Genomic DNA, 16,696 nt, shown 5'->3' on the forward strand with positions numbered 1-16,696 from the left:
TAAATATATACTTTATTGAATAAATCCTCAGATATAACTATAGTTAAGCTATAGTTTAAATTCCAGGGTTACATAATAATTGCGGGCATCAGATGGGATTATGCCCGGGCCCGGATAACCAGTTGCGCGACGTGTAAAGTAAGTATTATCTGTCAGGTTATTAATGCCAGTTTCCAGTGTAAAGCGCTTGTAAGTATAGCTACCAGAAAGGTCCATTACCCAATAAGCCGGAATCTTACCTACTACAGCCGTTGGCTCCAGTGTGCTGTTATCAGCATCTGTAAATTGCTCTGCCGTATACGCAAACTGGTACGCCAGCTTTAAGTTGTTGCGTTTAAACGAAAGCCCTGTTTTAGCAATAACAGCCGGAGCCAGCTCTACATTATTGCTATTAATTTCTTTTTTAGGGCTGCTATACTTTGTGTCAACAAACATCAGGTTCGAGAAAACAGAAAGACTTGCAGGGTGGTCAGCACCGAAGTATAACTTAAGCAGATCGGCTTCCGCAAATGTCTCCAACCCGATGTTTCGCGAATCTCCTACGTTGGTACGGATGCGGTTGGTCGTGCCCTCTATGTTCTGGAAATTGATACGGTCCTGGTAGGCCAGGTAAAACAAGCTGGCATCGAAATTAAGAACACCACTTATATTGCCCCTAAATCCAAGGTCAGCGCTGTAACCACTTTCATCTTTCAGGTTCTGGTCTACAAGTTGGTTCGGGTTAATTACGCGCATATCGTTAAAGTTGATGGCACGGTAATTCTGAGAAAAATTAGCGTAAACTTCCATCTGCTCGCTCGGCTTATAGCTTAGGCCCAAACCCATCAGGAAAACATTGCGCGAACTTTCCCGGTCTTCCGGCACTACTTCATCCCGGATCACATTGCCTGCCTGGTCTGTTACTACATCGCGGTAACTACCATCGGCATTGGTGTTTATCCATTCGTAACGCAGGCCGGGTGTAATACTTAGTTTTGATGTAATGTTAAAGATATTCTCAGCAAATACCGCCATGTTGCGGCTCAGGTAATCGTAGCTGGAGGTATTAGGTCCGCCGTTCTCGGAGTAAAAGTTAAAATCTGCATCCGCGTTCTTAGAGCCATCGCCCTGTTTCTGGTCGGTAAAGCCACGGTAGTAGCGGGTACCCACCAATAAGGTAGAAAGCGAATTGCCCAGGTCGTAGCGGTGAATCAGGCGCGTTTCATTCCCCACATTCCGGAATTTATCTTGAAGCAACGTGCGGGGAGCTGTCAGGTCATCTGGTCTGTTTATTTTACCCATATACCCTAAGGCATCACGTTGTGCTACTAACCCGAAGTTGCGCACATTCAGCTTGGTGCGCTCGCTCAGGTGGTAATCTACAGTAAGGGCCATCAGGTTCCAGTTCACTTTAAACCAGTTACGGTCGCGCTTCGATTGCCTTGCATCCTGGTTAAAGTCGGCATCAGATAAACCTCCTGGTTGCTGTGCCAGGTAGTCCATAAACGTATAGTCAAAGCCTATTTCCAGGTTCTGAATTGGTTTATAGTTTATTGAGCTGAACGCTGTATGCGCATCAAAGCCCGAGTTTTTACGCCAGCCGTCTCCCCGTTTGTACTGGTAAAAACCATAGTAGTTGAATTTGCCTTTGCTGCCGCCGACACTATTAAATGTATTGAACAAGCCCCAGGAGCCAACAGTTTGGCGTGAGGTAAGCTCAAATGGTTTGTCTTCCGGCCCATCTTTCATTACAAAATTTATCATGCCCCCGAACTGCGTCCCATATTGTAATGATGCTGCACCGCGCACTACTTCTATTCTGTCCAGGGCTTCGGTAGGGGGGGTGTAATAGCTTTCAGGGTAACCAAGCGCATCGGCAGAGATGTCGTACCCATTCTGGCGGGTATTAAAGTTAGATGTACGGTTTGGGCTCAGGCCGCGTCCGCCAATGCCTAATTGCAGGCCGGCGCCATCGCTCTCCCAGATATTAAGGCCGGCTACTTTAGCAAAAACCTGGCGGCTATTGTTGGTGGCTTTGTTAGCTGTAATCTCGCTAAGCACAACTACTTCGCTTTTTTTAGCTTCGTAAATAGCAGTACCTTCTACAGCGTTTAAGCGGGTGATGCCAAATGTTGCTTCGCGTTTAGAAGTAACATTTACTTCGCGCAGCTGTTTTTCGAGTGAGCTAAGCTCAAAGTTGAGTGTTACGTTGCTGTTGGTTATAGTTACCTGCTGCGTAGCACTTCCCCAACCTATACTATATGCTGTTAGCGTGTAATGGCCTGGGGCCAAATTCTGAAGTATAAAGGTGCCTTGCGCATCCGTTTTACTTAGTTTACCTGTATTGGTAAGCAACACTTCGGCCTGGGGCACTGGTTGTTGCGTACCGATGCCGGTAACTTTACCTGTAATAGAATACGTTTGTGCCAACACCGCTGGCAGGCTAAAAAGCAGAGCAAGTAAAGTAAGCGTACAGCGCATAGTTATTTCTGGCCTATCGCCTGTTGTGGCGGGGCACTTTCATCAAAAGGTAAAATCCAGGGTTTAGGTAAAAAGCTGTCTTCCTCAGCGGCCAGGTTTATAGTTGGGTCGATGAACATACGGCTGCCACGGCCATTCAGGGTTACGTATACTTCGGCGCGAACTTCCGGTGCCGGCATGCCCTTCCTTTTATAGTCGTCGTGGATGATGTGAGCAAACTGCAGTAGCATATCGGGTTGTGTAGCTACCATTTTCTCCTGGTTTGCTGTCAGGTAATCGCGGTTATTTATTTCTGATTCTTTTCCGGTACGCGGATCTTTGACATAAAAAAAGGCAGTTCCGGCTTTCTCCATCAGCATAACACGCCACGAAAAGCGATAGCCCTGCTCCGTCCAGAAAAGTTTATCGGGGTAAAACGCAAACCGCCAAGGTACCAGCACCTGAAGTATAAAGTAGAAACCCAGTAAGTATAAAAGTACAGGATGTGATTTTATAGTTGCCAATTGCTGGTGTTGCGGCAGTTTAATGTTTGCTATGTTTCGCAGGAATGTAAGCACGCGCTCATGGAAAGCAGGAGAGAAAAATATAAGCGTACTCACCATCATGATGTATGGGAACATGCCTATCTGGAACAACATGGCCGTAAGCACATGAAATACAATAACTGTAATATAAGCCAATGCCCTGCTCTTGCACCTACTCAGGAAAAAAGGAATTGTAAGATCGTAGAAAGCACCAAACCAACAGAACAAATAGGCAACCCATACTTCATCCAGCAGTGGGCCTATAAGCGGTAGGTGCGTGTGTGCTGGTAACCAGTAGCGCAGGGGCATGGCATCAAACAACCAGTCGGGGTTTAGCTTGGCTACACCGGCATAAAAGTATACCAGCCCCAGTTGCAATTGAAAAATAAGTACAGCCCAGCGTGGTACGTGGCTTATCCAAAGTTGCGGTTTGCGTAGCACATCCAATGAAAAATGGCGATGCGCCGGCACCAACATCATCAGGAAGGCTACTATACTTACAAAGTAATAATGGTTCAGGTAATTGGCCTTGTCGATAAGCTCTACATAGGTAAAGCTCAGGAAAAACAGCACTGCCGACCAGCGGTAAAACAGACCCAGCAGTATGCCCAGCGCAGCAAGCGCCATCAGCCCGAACAAAGCATACATCCCGGTTTCGCCTAAGGGTTTTACCCACTCAAATCCATAGAACGGGAAGTATACCTTGGGCATAACATACAGCTCCGTTACCCAGCTCTTCCATACAAAGCGCACAATACTGGCCAGCATCATCCCGCCAAAAATGATACGGAACACAGCCAGCGGAGCGGCAGATACAGGAGCAGTAAGAAATGGCTGGAGCTTTTGCAGCATGGCTGTACTTGTGCTTAGTCGCCGTCGTTATCGGTGTAGGTAATAGTTACGCCAAGTGCAGAAGGCATATCGGTTTTGGTAAGCACGATCAGCTTCTGCAGCTCATCATACACTTTGTTTACCGCCGCCTGGTTGGTAGTTACTGCATCACTTACAGGGGCATTTACAGCTTCGGCGGCTGCAATAGCCAGGTTAAACTGCTGCTCAATAGCATCCGATAGCAGCATATTTCCTTTTTTAGCATTTACGTGATCCAGGTAGTCGTCCAGTCCGAGGCCATCTGTTCCGTTTGCGGACAAGCCCATGAAAACAGCCTTCTCGGCTCTCAGGTTTTGCAGCAATAGCTCCAGCGAAGTATGGCTATAGTATGCTTCCGATTTCTCAGGGAGCGCTGTGCCGGCAGTAAATTTACCAACAGGGATACCTACTTTGGCGCGCTTGGTCAGGTCTATGTCGGAGTTAAGTTGATTTACCAGGTTACCAACCGCACTGCCCACTGCTGTACCTTCTGATTGTATAAATGTGTTGCTATAGTTCTGAGAAGTCCAGCCATTGTACGTCGCATGCACCTGCTGGTCGAGGAAGTTTGCTACATCCTGCAGGTACTTTTTACGGTTAGCAGCGTTTGCGGCCGTAGTATACTTATTCACAATTTCCGTATCAGAGCTTTGGCCATACAGCAGGTAATCCAGTGCCGGGAAACCTTTAGCTGGCAGGTTGGCTGCAGCCTGCAGGTCATACGTGCCTGACGAAATATTATTCTCTATCTGGGTGGTAAAAGTAGGGTATATGTTCAGGTTTGTACGCAACATCTGCTCATCAGCCGGGCCAAATTCAAATATACTTACTTCCTGCCAGGCAAGGTAAGCTTGCTGGTAAGCCTGGCGGGCAGTAGCCAGCGTGGTAACAGATGGCGTGGCCACAAATTGTTCTATAGCTGCATCCATTTGGTGGGTTGTTTCGCTAAAGCGCTCGTACCCCGGAATGATCAAGTTGTTGGCATAGCTTGTAAGCATGGCCTTCCTGTCAAAATCCGATCCTGTATTGTCGTCCCCGTTATCAGAGCTGCAGCCGGCTAACGTAGCCATGCAAGCCAAAGCAGCTAACACGTAAATTTTTGCCTTCATTATACACTACAAAATTAAGGTAAAAGCAGCAGCTACAGCACATAACGTACTATAGCTGCTGCATTAAAATATTTAAACTATAACCGTCAGCTATTACAGCTGTCCTTTTATCGTATTCATACCATAAGCAGTGCTCAGTATGTCAATAGCTGCTGTAATATCGGCGCTGGTGGTGTTGTATAGGTTTGTACCAATCTTGGCCATTACCTGATCGTACTGTGGGTTTGTCAGTTTTCTGTCGGTTTTATACTTAAGGCCCATTACAAAACCAATAGCTTCTGACAAGTAGTGGCTCTTTTTAGCTTGATCAGCAATGTTTGTTTTGGCTGCATTCAGTTCGTGTATAGCAGAGGCAACTACCAGGCGCTCCCACTCTGTACGGATGGCTGCGGCAGCAGCATCTTTGCCTTTCATATCCTTTGCCGAAATAGCAGCGCGGCCTTTAAGAAAAGCATCCATTAAAGTTTTATTGCTGTTCAGAGCGCCATTTACCTGGTTGCTATAGTTAGCCCAGTACTTAAGGCCAGTAGTGTTTGCCGGGAAATCAGCAGGAGCTCCGAAATAACCAAACGCCTCATCCCAGTGGTGTTCCATTTTAGTGCCTTCACCTGGTTTAACAGTAGTATTGTCAATTGTAGGGCCGATTTTTTCCTGTGTCAGGTAGCCTTCTACAGCCTGGTAGTAAAATACAGCACCCATCAGCCCTTTAGATATTACCTGCTGGTACTCCACGCCATTGGCATTAACCAGGTATTTTTTATTATCAGCAGTAGTAAGTATACCTGCTGTGCCCGGGCTGGCTGCTGCTCCGTTAGACTGGCTGGCAGTAGCAACAGCATCAAAAAGGCTTTCAAACTCAGCCTGGGCAGTAGCTATCGTTTTATCTTTTAACTGTTTTCCAGAGGTGTTAAGGCTGGCATCTGCAAATGGTGCATTTGCATTGGCGTACATATTTTTCATTACCTGGGCATTCAGCACAGCACCGCTGTTACCTGTTTTAATATAAGTATCCAGTTCCCCAAGCATGGCCATACGTGCCGTCTGGCCACTGTAATTCACGTTTTCAAAATTGTATGTGGTTGGCACAGTATAAGTAGGCAGGTCATCCTCATCTTCTGAACACGAAGTGAACACTGTACAAGCAGCCAGCACTGCAAAAGTTAATGCTTTAGATTTGTAGAGATTAAACATAAAGGTGTGAAGTATTTTTATTTAGACTTATTTTAAATAACGATACAAATTAAATGCGTGCTTTTATATGAAGCAAGCATTACGCTATAAATTCTTAGAAATTCATCTAAAAGATGGAATTACTATTCCTCATATAGCGCCTAAGCATAAGTTATATGAGGATTATCTCCCTAGTTTAAAAATTCCTATAACGTTATGCAGCGAGAAGAAGTCTGTTGATTTGACTCTAATGAAGGCCAACGTTTCTATGAAAACTGCTAAAGCAGACACACAGCTTCGTTCTACTGCATCCAATCCCACAGCTGGACGCTCAACACTAGAAAACATTAAACGGATTCAACTTATCCCTGCTCACACATTAGTGCCGGGTTCAGTAAAGTAGCTCTGTATGTAGTGATAGTTCTCTTGGAAAATGAGGACAAGAAATAAGCTATCTGTATTTGTAACCTTAGTATGATTTCAGCATCAAACCACAAATATTAATCGGAGGTTTTAGTTAAGGTTGCTAAAGCACACATCAAAAGGCCTCTTAATACTTGGTTCAAGATTTCTAAAACATAACGAAATTCCAAAACACTACCCTTTTGAAAGACAAAATGAAAGCACTTCTCCTTTACTGCAGATTCTTTACACTTACTCAAAAACTGAATTCATGTACCAAAAAAATTAGAGCTAATTAAATCACTGATAATTGCTGTCCGTTAAATAATTCAACCTATCCTTTATTAAATCTAAAAAGCTATGAAAAAACAACGTTCACAAATTCTTGTATCAATTCTCTTTACAGGCCTTCTTCTTACGGTCAGTTCGTGCCAGGACGATCCTGTACTGGAAGAGTATGAAGCCACTGAAACAGAAGAAGCTATAGATAATGGCTTCAGCCCGACCTTAGTAGACAATAAACTTAAAGTAAATCCTGTAATCAGCGAACTGATCACCCCTATCAGTATGGCGTTCATTGGTGATGATGATTTCTTTATCCTGGAAAAAAATACCGGACAGGTAAAGCGGATAAAAGACGGAAGTGTTCACAGCACCGTTCTTGATCTGGCCGTTAATTTCGGGTCGGAACGAGGATTACTCGGTATTGCTTTACATCCCAACTTCCCTGATAACCCTGGAGTTTACCTGTACTGGACTGAAAGCACTACAGGCGCAGATACCGATGTACTGAGCGAAACTCCGCTACTCGGGAACAGGGTAGACCGGTTTACCTGGAATGGCACCACGCTTACTCAGGATGCGAATATTATACAACTACGTGCTATACAACAGGATGCCGGCCAGCCTGAGCGCGGTAACCACGATGGTGGCGTACTTCGCTTTGGCCCTGATGGCAAACTATATATTTTTATAGGTGATGTAGGCCGCCGTGGCCAGCTGCAGAACCTGGAAGACGGACCTTTCGGCCCGGGCATACCTGACGACCAATTTGGCGGGCCGGAGCCAGACGATGCCCACCTGACTGGCGTTGTGCTTCGCCTGAACGAAAATGGTACAACCCCAGGAGATAATCCGTTTTTTGAGGCAGGTGCCGACATAGGTGGAGAAGTTGGAGAAAATATCCAGAAAATCTTTTCCTATGGCCACCGTAACAGTTTCGGCATGGCCTTCGACCCGATTGCCGGCAACCTCTGGTTACAAGAGAATGGTGATGATGCTTTCTCGGAACTGAACCGTGTAATACCGGGCATGAACGGTGGCTGGATTCAGATAATGGGTCCTGTATCTCGTATTTCCCAATTCAAAGAAATAGAAACGAGCGCACAGTATTTCGGGCTTCAGCAGATCCGCTGGTCGCCGGAAAATATAGCAGACTCTCCCGAAGAAGCACTTTCAAGGTTATTTATGATACCAGGAGCTCAGTACGTAGATCCTGAATTTTCATGGAAGTTTGAAGTATCGCCTGGTGGTATCGGTTTTATTGACAGCAAAGCACTTGGTTCACATTACAGAGGAGATTTAATAATGGGCGGAGCAAGGGATTTTCTGGAAGGAGGCCACCTTTTCCATTTCAATCTGATCGGTAACCGCACCAAAGTAGGCGTAAGAGACCCACGCTTACAGGATCGCGTGGCGGATAATCCTGATAAATGGACCATTAATGAAAGTGAAAGCCTGCTGTTTGGTACAAACTTCGGTGTCACTACCGATATTCAGACAGGCCCTGACGGAAACCTGTATGTAGTGTCGCTTTCACATGGATCAGTATACGAAATATCAAGTCGGGGCAAATAAGCCAAATTATAGATTTCAGTAAAAAGCACCTGCCAGTATGAAATGAAATCTCATACTGGCAGGTGCTTTTAATTTATCAGTTTATTAATGAGCTCACAACTTCATTATAAAACGAATCAGAGATTCGGCATAGCCTTTCATTTCATTGGCCGGAAAAGGCTGCAATAGTTCTAGTAATAAGTTGTTACTTTCTGCAACAGTCAGGCTTTTTCTTATCTGGCGAGAGCATCACTGGTAAATAATCATAAGTCGGTTTTGCCAAATTATTAGACAGTGCTGAGATGATCTTTAATAGTGTTCAGTAAAACTTTGAAAATAAGCTCTGTTAGTATTCATTTAGTCTGCTAAACTAACTTCAAACAATTATTTGATCTACTGTTATCATTTTATCAGCTTTCAACAATATTATCACAAAAGTGACGCCTAATATGTAATATCTTTGTGAGTAGGTAAATTGAAGTGTTTTAACACGAGTCAAATGAGTAAAGAGCAGACGGCGATCAAAGCAACTTATTTTAGCATAGCAGGAAATGCAAGTTTAGCGCTGATCAAGTGGTTGGCTGGTTTTTTTGGTAACTCCTATGCCCTGATTGCAGATGCCATCGAATCTACAGCTGATATTTTTTCTTCTTTGCTGGTTTTACTCGGCTTAAAATATTCCAGCCGCCCTGCTGATGACAACCATCCTTATGGGCATGGCCGCATCGAGCCTTTGGTCACATTCATTGTAGTCGGATTTTTAATTACATCTGCAACAATCATTGCTTATGAGAGTTTACAGAACATCCAAACGCCCCACCAACTGCCAAAGCCATTCACCCTTTGGGTCCTTGGGGCGATTATAATCTGGAAAGAAGTTTCTTTCAGGATCGTCATCAAAAAGAGTAAAGAGACGAACAGTTCTTCCCTTAAAGCAGATGCATGGCACCACAGGAGCGATGCGATCACATCTGTTGCTGCCTTCGTTGGCATATCTGTTGCGCTGTATTTGGGAAAAGGTTATGAAGCTGCTGATGATTGGGCAGCCCTTTTTGCATCAGGATTTATCCTCTACAACTGCTATCTGATCTTCCGGCCCGCTCTCGGAGAAATCATGGACGAGCATATACATCACGACCTGATAGTTGCTGTAAGAGAAGTTGCAGAACGAATAGATGGTGTAGAAGGTACCGAGAAATGCTATATCCGAAAAGCAGGTATGACCTACCTAGTAGACCTGCATGTGCTTGTAAATGCCAACATTACAGTTAAACAAGGGCATGATATTGCCCATCATGTGCAAGACAGATTAAGAAAAGAGATACCCGAAATAGGCAATGTCTTAATTCATATTGAACCAGCAGATTAACCATGAAGCTGCCGTAGTTCAAAATACAAATCACTGCAGACTGAAATTAACCTGCTGCAACAAGTATAAGATCATTAGACATGTAAATCACGGTTGTTTACACGTGTACTTGCCTGCTCTTGCTTTCATCAATTGGAATAGTCTTATAACATACGGAGAACTATTTTAGCCCGTAACTTTAGGTTAATAAAAAGCTGTTCAAATCCCCTACGATGAAAACTGGTTAACCCAGCTTATAAAGCCAATGTTGTTCCTTTGAATACCATTTATGAATCACATCAGTTTATTAAAGGAGTATGTAGCAAGCTAGATAAAACCATTAAAGTTAAAATTGCTGCGACTAAAGAGAGTATTCTTTTTTCTACTTTTGTGGTATATTTTCTTCCTGTAGGAGAGAATTTGAAAGTTGGTTTTCATATTACAGATGCACCTTTAATTTTTCTTCTCTATTACAATACTGAACAGCGCCAATGCTACTTTACCAGAACAGTTTAATCACCTTAACTTTCGATCCAGCGAATGATGTCCTGGATGTAGCCTATCCGGATCTTCATGATTACTTAATTCCTGAAATAAAAAACAGCATCAACATTATTCTTGAAACCATTGTAAACTATAATATTAAAAAGATGCTGCTTGATGCCAGCAATACAGTTGTATCGATTGGTCACGAGGAAAGCCATGAAATCTCTATGTATCTGGCAAAAGGATTGGTCCGAACATGCTTGCAAAAAGTGGCCAGAGTGCAGTCGCCAAACACTGTCCTGGAAGAGAGATCAGACAAAACCATACAGGTTATTGAGAATACACTGCAGTTACCCTTTGAGCTCCAAAATTTTACTACTAAAGAAGAAGCGCTACTGTGGCTTATTAGCGCTTAACTAGTTTATTTATTTGCCTACTCACGGTAGCAGTTTCCGTAAAAGTACATGTGTTTAGCATAACCGCTAGGGTTCCTGGCTGGCTTTTCTGGTCAGTATCAGGGGTTGCCTTAGCGGTTTCTTTTAACTGGTATTACACATTACGCTTGAATATTACTACCACTTTTTTACGCTTACCTGCAAATGCTGATAAGTAATATTGGTAACTGTTCCATCGCTCGCACCTGCTACTTTTCCACATTTAATCTCCGTCTGTTAATTAGCATGCAATATCTATTTGTCTTCGAGCAACAAATATTCTTTATTGGCAGCTTAGCTATTTAAAAGTTGTAAATACTCATATTTGGTGATTTCTTGAACAGACAAGGCATGCAACTGAAACAAGGTGCCTAGGGAGCAGGTATCTGCCATAAAGATTGCCTCGCCAGTACTACTAGCCTGAATAGCCAGCCAGATAAATAGAGGGCTGCAGCCTAATTGAAGCTTTTCCTTATAATATTTATGCACCATCTGCCTTGTTGCTTCTTATAGCTACTAGGATAAGAAGTTAAAGTTAAGCCAGAGAAGGTGACCCTTAAACTCTACGAGCTGCTACAAAAGTGATGTGCATCTAACTCAGGATAGCTCCCTGCCACAGCTGCTCTTTCTCTTGTAGCAGCACCAACTACGCAAAAAATTTTAGTTGACATAAACTGCAATAGTAGCAAGCTTTTGCAATAAGCCGCGAAAAGTAATAGTACTTGAACAGATGAAGAAACCATATAAATATTTAATATTAATATGTATATTAACATATTGTTTTCACCTATATCCAAAACTTCATGTTGCTATACAATAACGGCTTACTCGTTGTAGAATTAATGCAGGAAGAAAATCTCATGCTTGTTGACTTGCCCGACATCCAATCCAATAATCTACCCCAAGTTTGGCATGCGCTGCAATTTGTTCTCGAGCACATCAACGCCCGAGAAGTTACCCTATTGTTACTCGACTCCAGTAAATCGGTTGTGGAAGTGGGCATAGAAGAATATGCAGCCGTATCCAAGCAATTTGCGATGGAATTGATGACTACCAAGCTGCAAAAAGTAGCTCGTGTAGCTAGTAAGGATAACCAACGAGAAGAAAAAGTAGCTCAAGCATCCAGCCAAATTCAGAAACAGGTGCCAAGAAACATTACATTTAGCAACTTTACCCGGCGTGAGGAGGCCGTAGCCTGGCTCTTAGGCAGGGAAAACCATGACAAGTAATTTGACAGAAAACCAATCCTATTTTACTTAAATATGTTAAGCCGTCTTGATCATGTTTTTTCAATTTAGCTAAGCAAGGCAGTAACTTTCCAGACGGAATAATTAGCGGCTTATTTACGTTTTCATTACCAATGAAGAAATAATTTATTTACATCTCTACGTGAATAAGGCGCATAACAGGCGTTATGATAAGTAGAATTAGAGAGTAAGCTAATTGTTGAACTTTCAAGTTAAAGTTATATTTATAAAGCTTGATTTCTACAAATAAGGGTATCAAAAAAAACCTATGTTTATTTTGATACCGGCAAGGACTATGGTTTTACAATTCTAGGCATCTTAAAAAAGTTATATCTTATAATAACAAATAGACACATTTTTACCAAATATTATCATTATTTAGTAAAATGTGGTAAAATCACCTATATGTGTACAAAATCCCACTCTTTTTAAAGAAGGTATTTTGGATATATGTACAGGTTTTATTTGATACCCCCAAAGGCATAAATTCAGTGTATACCATAAAATATAAGTAACTGATTTACAGGAATTTATATCAACTGCTTAAAATCGAAATTCATCCTGATATGACCTCATAAATGTACAAAATCCCACTATTTTAAATAGATGAGACATCCGATTACAAAGTTTATAGAGGCATATATGTACAAAATCCCACAAAAGCTGATCTCTTTATTCCTTATAAAGCATCAAAATGACCTCATTTATGGCCTTTTTTAATGTTTTTAATCTAAAAAAGAATGGAAAATCTATTTTTTTTATTCTTTATTCTTTTTCTTATTTATTATTAACGAGGACATAAACACTTAAAAATAAGTCTGTTATGATCTAATACATGTACAAAATCCCACCATTACGTGTACAAAATCCCACCATTACATGTACAGATTCCCACTTTTACATGTACACTTACCCACTTTTACATGTACAGATTCCCATTATATGTACAAAATCCCACCCAGTAGATATTTAGGGGTTTAAATCTTGAAATTATATGTACAAACAAAATAATTTATACATATATTTAAGAAAAGATATGAAAACTCATGAGTGAATTATTAAATACACCTGTTAAGCAGCCGAACAAGATAGTTACGCAACATAACAATTTAATTAATAGTCATTTTGACATCCCAACTGTTCAGCTACGAGCATTTATTTATGCATTAGGCCATATTCATAAGGATGACAAAGAACTCACTCATGTAAAAATACCTATATCTGCTCTTTATACATCTAAAGGCGGTAAGAACTTTAAACAAGTAGCTAAGTTAGCGTCTGATTTACAGGAGATAAAATTCAAAATTGAGAATTTGGGTGCTGATAAGAATGGTCAAGTTAAAAGAACTTTTGCCAGTATGGTTATTTTCCCAACTGTTACTTATACTCAAGATAGTAAATACATTGTAACTAAAATTAACAATGACCTTGCACCTTACTTGCTTGATTTAAAGGGAAATTATACCCAAGCAGAACTTGAACAGCTTCTGGGCCTTAAAACAATCCAGGCTTACAGGATTTACATGCTAATAAAGCAAGGTCAATTCAAAGACAAGCCCACTACTATCTCCTATAGAGAGCTTCGTTTGATGTTAGGTCTTGATATAGAATTGAGTGACGAAGAAGCTAGAAAGCAAGGATTACCTGAAGGAGAGACTGTACAGGTGATCAAGTATCCACTTTTTGCTGAATTTAAGCGTAGGATTTTAGATGCTGCCAAAGAAGATCTAAAGGATACAGACATGGCTTTTGATTACAAGATTAACAAAAGAGGTCGGAATGCAGATTCTATTACTTTTTCATTAATTAAAACTATTAGAATACATTTACCTGAATCTGGGAAGTCAAGTAAGTTAGAAGCTTCTTTAATTCAACAAGAGCTTTTCTTCTCCCCTACTACGAACCCAGCTATAGATAAAGTGACAAAAAATGCAATTCGTATTATGAAAGAGAAATACTCTTTCTCAGACGAGTTGATTGATAGATATATCCGGCTCCTAGATCCAGTTGTTATTACAAAAGCTAACAATTGGTTTTCAACAAATAAAGGGACCTTGAGCTTTACTTCTGAAAGTGAATGGTTTTCTAAACATCTAGAAAATAAAATAGAAAAGAACAAACGTCAGTTATAAAGCATCATACAATGTTTTATTCATTGTTAATACTTTATTAACTATTTGTAAAGGTTTGTTTTTTAATAAATTATGTAATGTTAATACTGTTAATAACCTTAATAATTTAACTTTAGTTAAAATGTATTTTTGGCAATAAATATAATCTGGTGTTAGTTTCTCTACTTCCTTCAACCCATCAATAGTAGTGTTGTTTATCATAGTTTTAATATTAGATACTGCCATACCCAATAAATCTGATAAACTAGTTAGCAAATTTGGCCCATGGAGGTTCCTTGAGTAAATCTCAAGGATCCTCCATGGGCCAAATGCATGAATAGTTATACAGTTAAATATTGATCTACTCTACTTTGTTTATTTTTTGCCCAATATCATCAATATATAAATATGTTTATTAATAGTTAATAAAATTAATAAATTACCAATTATGAATAATTTGCTAATATTAAATAATGTTAATATAATTACGTGATTATTTAAATTATTAACTTTTAATACTTCATAGATGTCATGGCAAAAGTTCTTTCTATTGTAAACGCAAAAGGTGGAGTAGCCAAAACTACAAGCACACAGAGTATAGGATTTGCATTAAAGGAGATGGGTAAGAAAGTTCTTTTAGTAGATCTGGATGCACAAGCTAACCTAACAACGTCAGTTGGAATATCGCCCAAGGAAGATTTAAACATATCTGATGCTCTTCTTGATAACTGCAAAATTACAGACGTAATTAAATGCGTAAATGGAGTAGACATCGCTTATTCAGGCCATTCTCTTATTTCTAGAGAAAATGCCGTAGCACATTCAGTAGCTGGTGCAGCAAAACTTAGGTCAATTTTGAAAAAGGTTAAAGAAAAATATGAATTTGTAATCATTGATTGCCCACCTTCTTTGGGTATTTATACAGTCAATGCTTTAATAGCTTCAGATAAGGTTTACATACCTATGGTTGCTGAGCCTTTTGCCTGGAATGGATTAGATAAGATGCTTGAAACAATTGATATAATAGTCGAAGAGGAACTAAATCCTAAATTAGAACTTGGAGGTTTGTTCTTTACAAACCACTCTAAAAATGCACAAACTATACTAGGGAAAACAATTGTACGGGAAGCACAGCAACAGTTAGGAGATAAGGTGATGAAGACTTCTATACGAACAAATGTAGCACTGCATGAATGTTTAGTTATGAACCAAGATGTGTTCTCTTATGCTCCAGACTCTAATGGGGCAAAAGATTATAAAGAGTTAACTGAAGAAATTATTAATAGTTAATACTTTATTTAGTATTAATAATTTATTACTTTTATTAATTACAAAGAGTATAGTCAAGAATCATGGCAAATAAAGAGACGAAGAGATTTGATAATGTTTTAGGGAAGCTACATGGATCAAAGCCTTCTGAGACAACTATAGATACATCAAAAGAAGAAAAAACTATAACTGTTCCATCGAAAAAAAAGAAGGAATCAAATAGAAAGCGAATTACTTTCTTCGTTGATGAAGTTTTAGAAGATTATATTGACAAAGGTACATTGCATGAAATGTATAGAAGCAAATCAGACTTTGTTGAATATATCTTAAAGGAATACTTTAAGGGGAAACCTTATCTAAAAAAATAGATGATTTTAGAAAGCCTCAAAACCTATAGTAGGAAAGAGGTGCTAAAGGCATTTAAGCACCTGCGGTACGTTCGTGATAACAACACATATTTTCTTTATCTCATCTTTGAAGGTGATGATTGTGTTTATGTAGGAGAGACAAGTAACATCTTCTGGCGCATGGCCAAGCACAAAGCAAAATGTAGTGAGAACTCGCAGATATACTTGAGGGAGTATCCGAGCAAAGAAGAGGTTCTCCGCTTAGAAAAGCATTTCATCCGGATACTTAAACCAAAGTTCAACAACCGCTACTGCCTGGAAGGGCAATTGGAACTCTTCGCTGCGTAAGGGTAGGGGAGAGGTCGTATTTATAGCTTTGAGAGGCGCTACCTTCAAGTAGCGCCTCTATTGTTTTCTCTATTTCGAACCAGGCAGCGGAGTCAGTCTAGTTTTAAACCTGACTTATAAGTAGGATTATGTAAAGCGAAAAATGATATGAGCAGCATTGATGATGCGCAGCCTTTTAAGAATATTACTATTGACTGATGTCAATTAACCTTTGGTAGTTACTTTAGTAAATTCTTTATCTGATGATTTATTAAGCACAACCCCATTCGTTACAGTAACAGCAGCGCAACAAATAGAGTACACCTATAAAAATAGTTTTATACCTTTGTGTTAAATGAAGTACTTCGCTGTCATTTGGGGAATGATTATCTTTCTACTGGCCTGCCTGCCTTGCACGGACAGCGGGACGGCCTATGCCCAGGGTACTGACACGCTGGTACAAGCTGATACTGGCCATTCGGACGCTGAGCAGGAAACTGATTTATGTTCTCCCTTATGCGAATGCAACTGCTGCGGGGGCCTTACCTTATCCTTTCAACTTCAGAAAGTAACACAACCGCTGGTGCTTCCGCAACGCACTAACCCTTCTACCTACGTAGTCCGCGGGCCTGTAGACCCTGTTATTTCCTTCTGGCACCCGCCTAAAGTTTAACCTATCCCTTTTTAAAGTAGGAAAACACGCCTTGTCGCATCTCAATGTGACTAGGAAGGCGTGCGCATACACCTGGTGTATGT

At 40.8% G+C, this 16,696-nt stretch carries 16 protein-coding genes; 11 read left to right on the forward strand and 5 right to left on the reverse strand.

From position 1 onward, the window contains the following. Positions 1–48 precede the first annotated feature (48 nt). The 4 genes from H7F15_RS18420 to H7F15_RS18435 form a co-directional block, all read right to left on the reverse strand. Positions 49–2,460 carry a TonB-dependent receptor gene (locus H7F15_RS18420; RefSeq protein WP_185198473.1) on the reverse strand — a complete coding sequence of 804 codons (2,412 nt, stop codon included), beginning with the start codon at positions 2,458–2,460 and terminating at the stop codon, positions 49–51. 2 nt (positions 2,461–2,462) lie between these two features. Next, positions 2,463–3,836, reverse strand: a complete 1,374-nt coding sequence (locus H7F15_RS18425) for an HTTM domain-containing protein (RefSeq protein ID WP_185198474.1) — start codon at positions 3,834–3,836, stop codon at positions 2,463–2,465. 14 nt (positions 3,837–3,850) lie between these two features. Continuing rightward, positions 3,851–4,924: an imelysin family protein gene (locus H7F15_RS18430; protein WP_185198475.1), complete on the reverse strand. Its 1,074-nt coding sequence runs from the start codon at positions 4,922–4,924 to the stop codon at positions 3,851–3,853. 132 nt (positions 4,925–5,056) lie between these two features. Next, on the reverse strand, positions 5,057–6,154 hold the full coding sequence (locus H7F15_RS18435) for a DUF4856 domain-containing protein (protein WP_185198476.1): 1,098 nt from the start codon (positions 6,152–6,154) through the stop codon (positions 5,057–5,059). A 67-nt stretch (positions 6,155–6,221) separates the two neighbouring features. On the opposite strand from H7F15_RS18435, the gene H7F15_RS18440 reads away from it, so the two are divergent. From H7F15_RS18440 to H7F15_RS18470, 7 genes are all read left to right on the forward strand, one after another. Next, positions 6,222–6,536 carry a hypothetical protein gene (locus H7F15_RS18440; protein WP_185198477.1) on the forward strand — a complete coding sequence of 105 codons (315 nt, stop codon included), beginning with the start codon at positions 6,222–6,224 and terminating at the stop codon, positions 6,534–6,536. A 359-nt stretch (positions 6,537–6,895) separates the two neighbouring features. Beyond that, a complete protein-coding gene (locus H7F15_RS18445) occupies positions 6,896–8,392 on the forward strand; it encodes a sorbosone dehydrogenase family protein (protein WP_185198478.1) in 1,497 nt (498 codons plus the stop codon). Between the two features lie 478 nt (positions 8,393–8,870). Beyond that, the gene (locus H7F15_RS18450) at positions 8,871–9,740 is read left to right on the forward strand and encodes a cation diffusion facilitator family transporter (protein ID WP_185198479.1); all 870 of its coding nucleotides are present in this window, start codon (positions 8,871–8,873) and stop codon (positions 9,738–9,740) included. Between the two features lie 255 nt (positions 9,741–9,995). Continuing rightward, entirely contained in the window at positions 9,996–10,235 is a 240-nt protein-coding gene (locus H7F15_RS18455) for a hypothetical protein (protein WP_185198480.1), read from the forward strand. Further along, positions 10,211–10,621 carry a hypothetical protein gene (locus H7F15_RS18460; protein WP_185198481.1) on the forward strand — a complete coding sequence of 137 codons (411 nt, stop codon included), beginning with the start codon at positions 10,211–10,213 and terminating at the stop codon, positions 10,619–10,621. Before H7F15_RS18455 ends, H7F15_RS18460 begins: the two co-directional genes overlap by 25 nt. A gap of 821 nt (positions 10,622–11,442) precedes the next feature. Next, a complete protein-coding gene (locus tag H7F15_RS18465; protein ID WP_185198482.1) occupies positions 11,443–11,868 on the forward strand; it encodes a hypothetical protein in 426 nt (141 codons plus the stop codon). Between the two features lie 1,064 nt (positions 11,869–12,932). Next, the gene (locus H7F15_RS18470; RefSeq protein WP_185198483.1) at positions 12,933–14,018 is read left to right on the forward strand and encodes a replication initiation protein; all 1,086 of its coding nucleotides are present in this window, start codon (positions 12,933–12,935) and stop codon (positions 14,016–14,018) included. On the opposite strand, the gene H7F15_RS18475 is transcribed toward H7F15_RS18470, so the two are convergent. After that, a complete protein-coding gene (locus H7F15_RS18475; protein WP_185198484.1) occupies positions 14,013–14,219 on the reverse strand; it encodes a hypothetical protein in 207 nt (68 codons plus the stop codon). The genes H7F15_RS18470 and H7F15_RS18475 overlap by 6 nt on opposite strands. 309 nt (positions 14,220–14,528) lie before the next feature. On the opposite strand from H7F15_RS18475, the gene H7F15_RS18480 reads away from it, so the two are divergent. From H7F15_RS18480 to H7F15_RS19695, 4 genes are all read left to right on the forward strand, one after another. Beyond that, the gene (locus H7F15_RS18480; RefSeq protein ID WP_185198485.1) at positions 14,529–15,287 is read left to right on the forward strand and encodes a ParA family protein; all 759 of its coding nucleotides are present in this window, start codon (positions 14,529–14,531) and stop codon (positions 15,285–15,287) included. A gap of 62 nt (positions 15,288–15,349) precedes the next feature. Beyond that, entirely contained in the window at positions 15,350–15,634 is a 285-nt protein-coding gene (locus H7F15_RS18485; RefSeq protein WP_185198486.1) for a hypothetical protein, read from the forward strand. Further along, the gene (locus tag H7F15_RS19690) at positions 15,635–15,961 is read left to right on the forward strand and encodes a GIY-YIG nuclease family protein (RefSeq protein WP_185198487.1); all 327 of its coding nucleotides are present in this window, start codon (positions 15,635–15,637) and stop codon (positions 15,959–15,961) included. Between the two features lie 334 nt (positions 15,962–16,295). Then, positions 16,296–16,613, forward strand: coding sequence for a DUF6660 family protein (locus H7F15_RS19695; protein WP_370523762.1), 318 nt, complete (start codon positions 16,296–16,298; stop codon positions 16,611–16,613). Positions 16,614–16,696 lie beyond the last annotated feature (83 nt).

Source organism: Pontibacter sp. Tf4 (genome assembly GCF_014212495.1).
Taxonomy (GTDB): Bacteria; Bacteroidota; Bacteroidia; order Cytophagales; family Hymenobacteraceae; genus Pontibacter.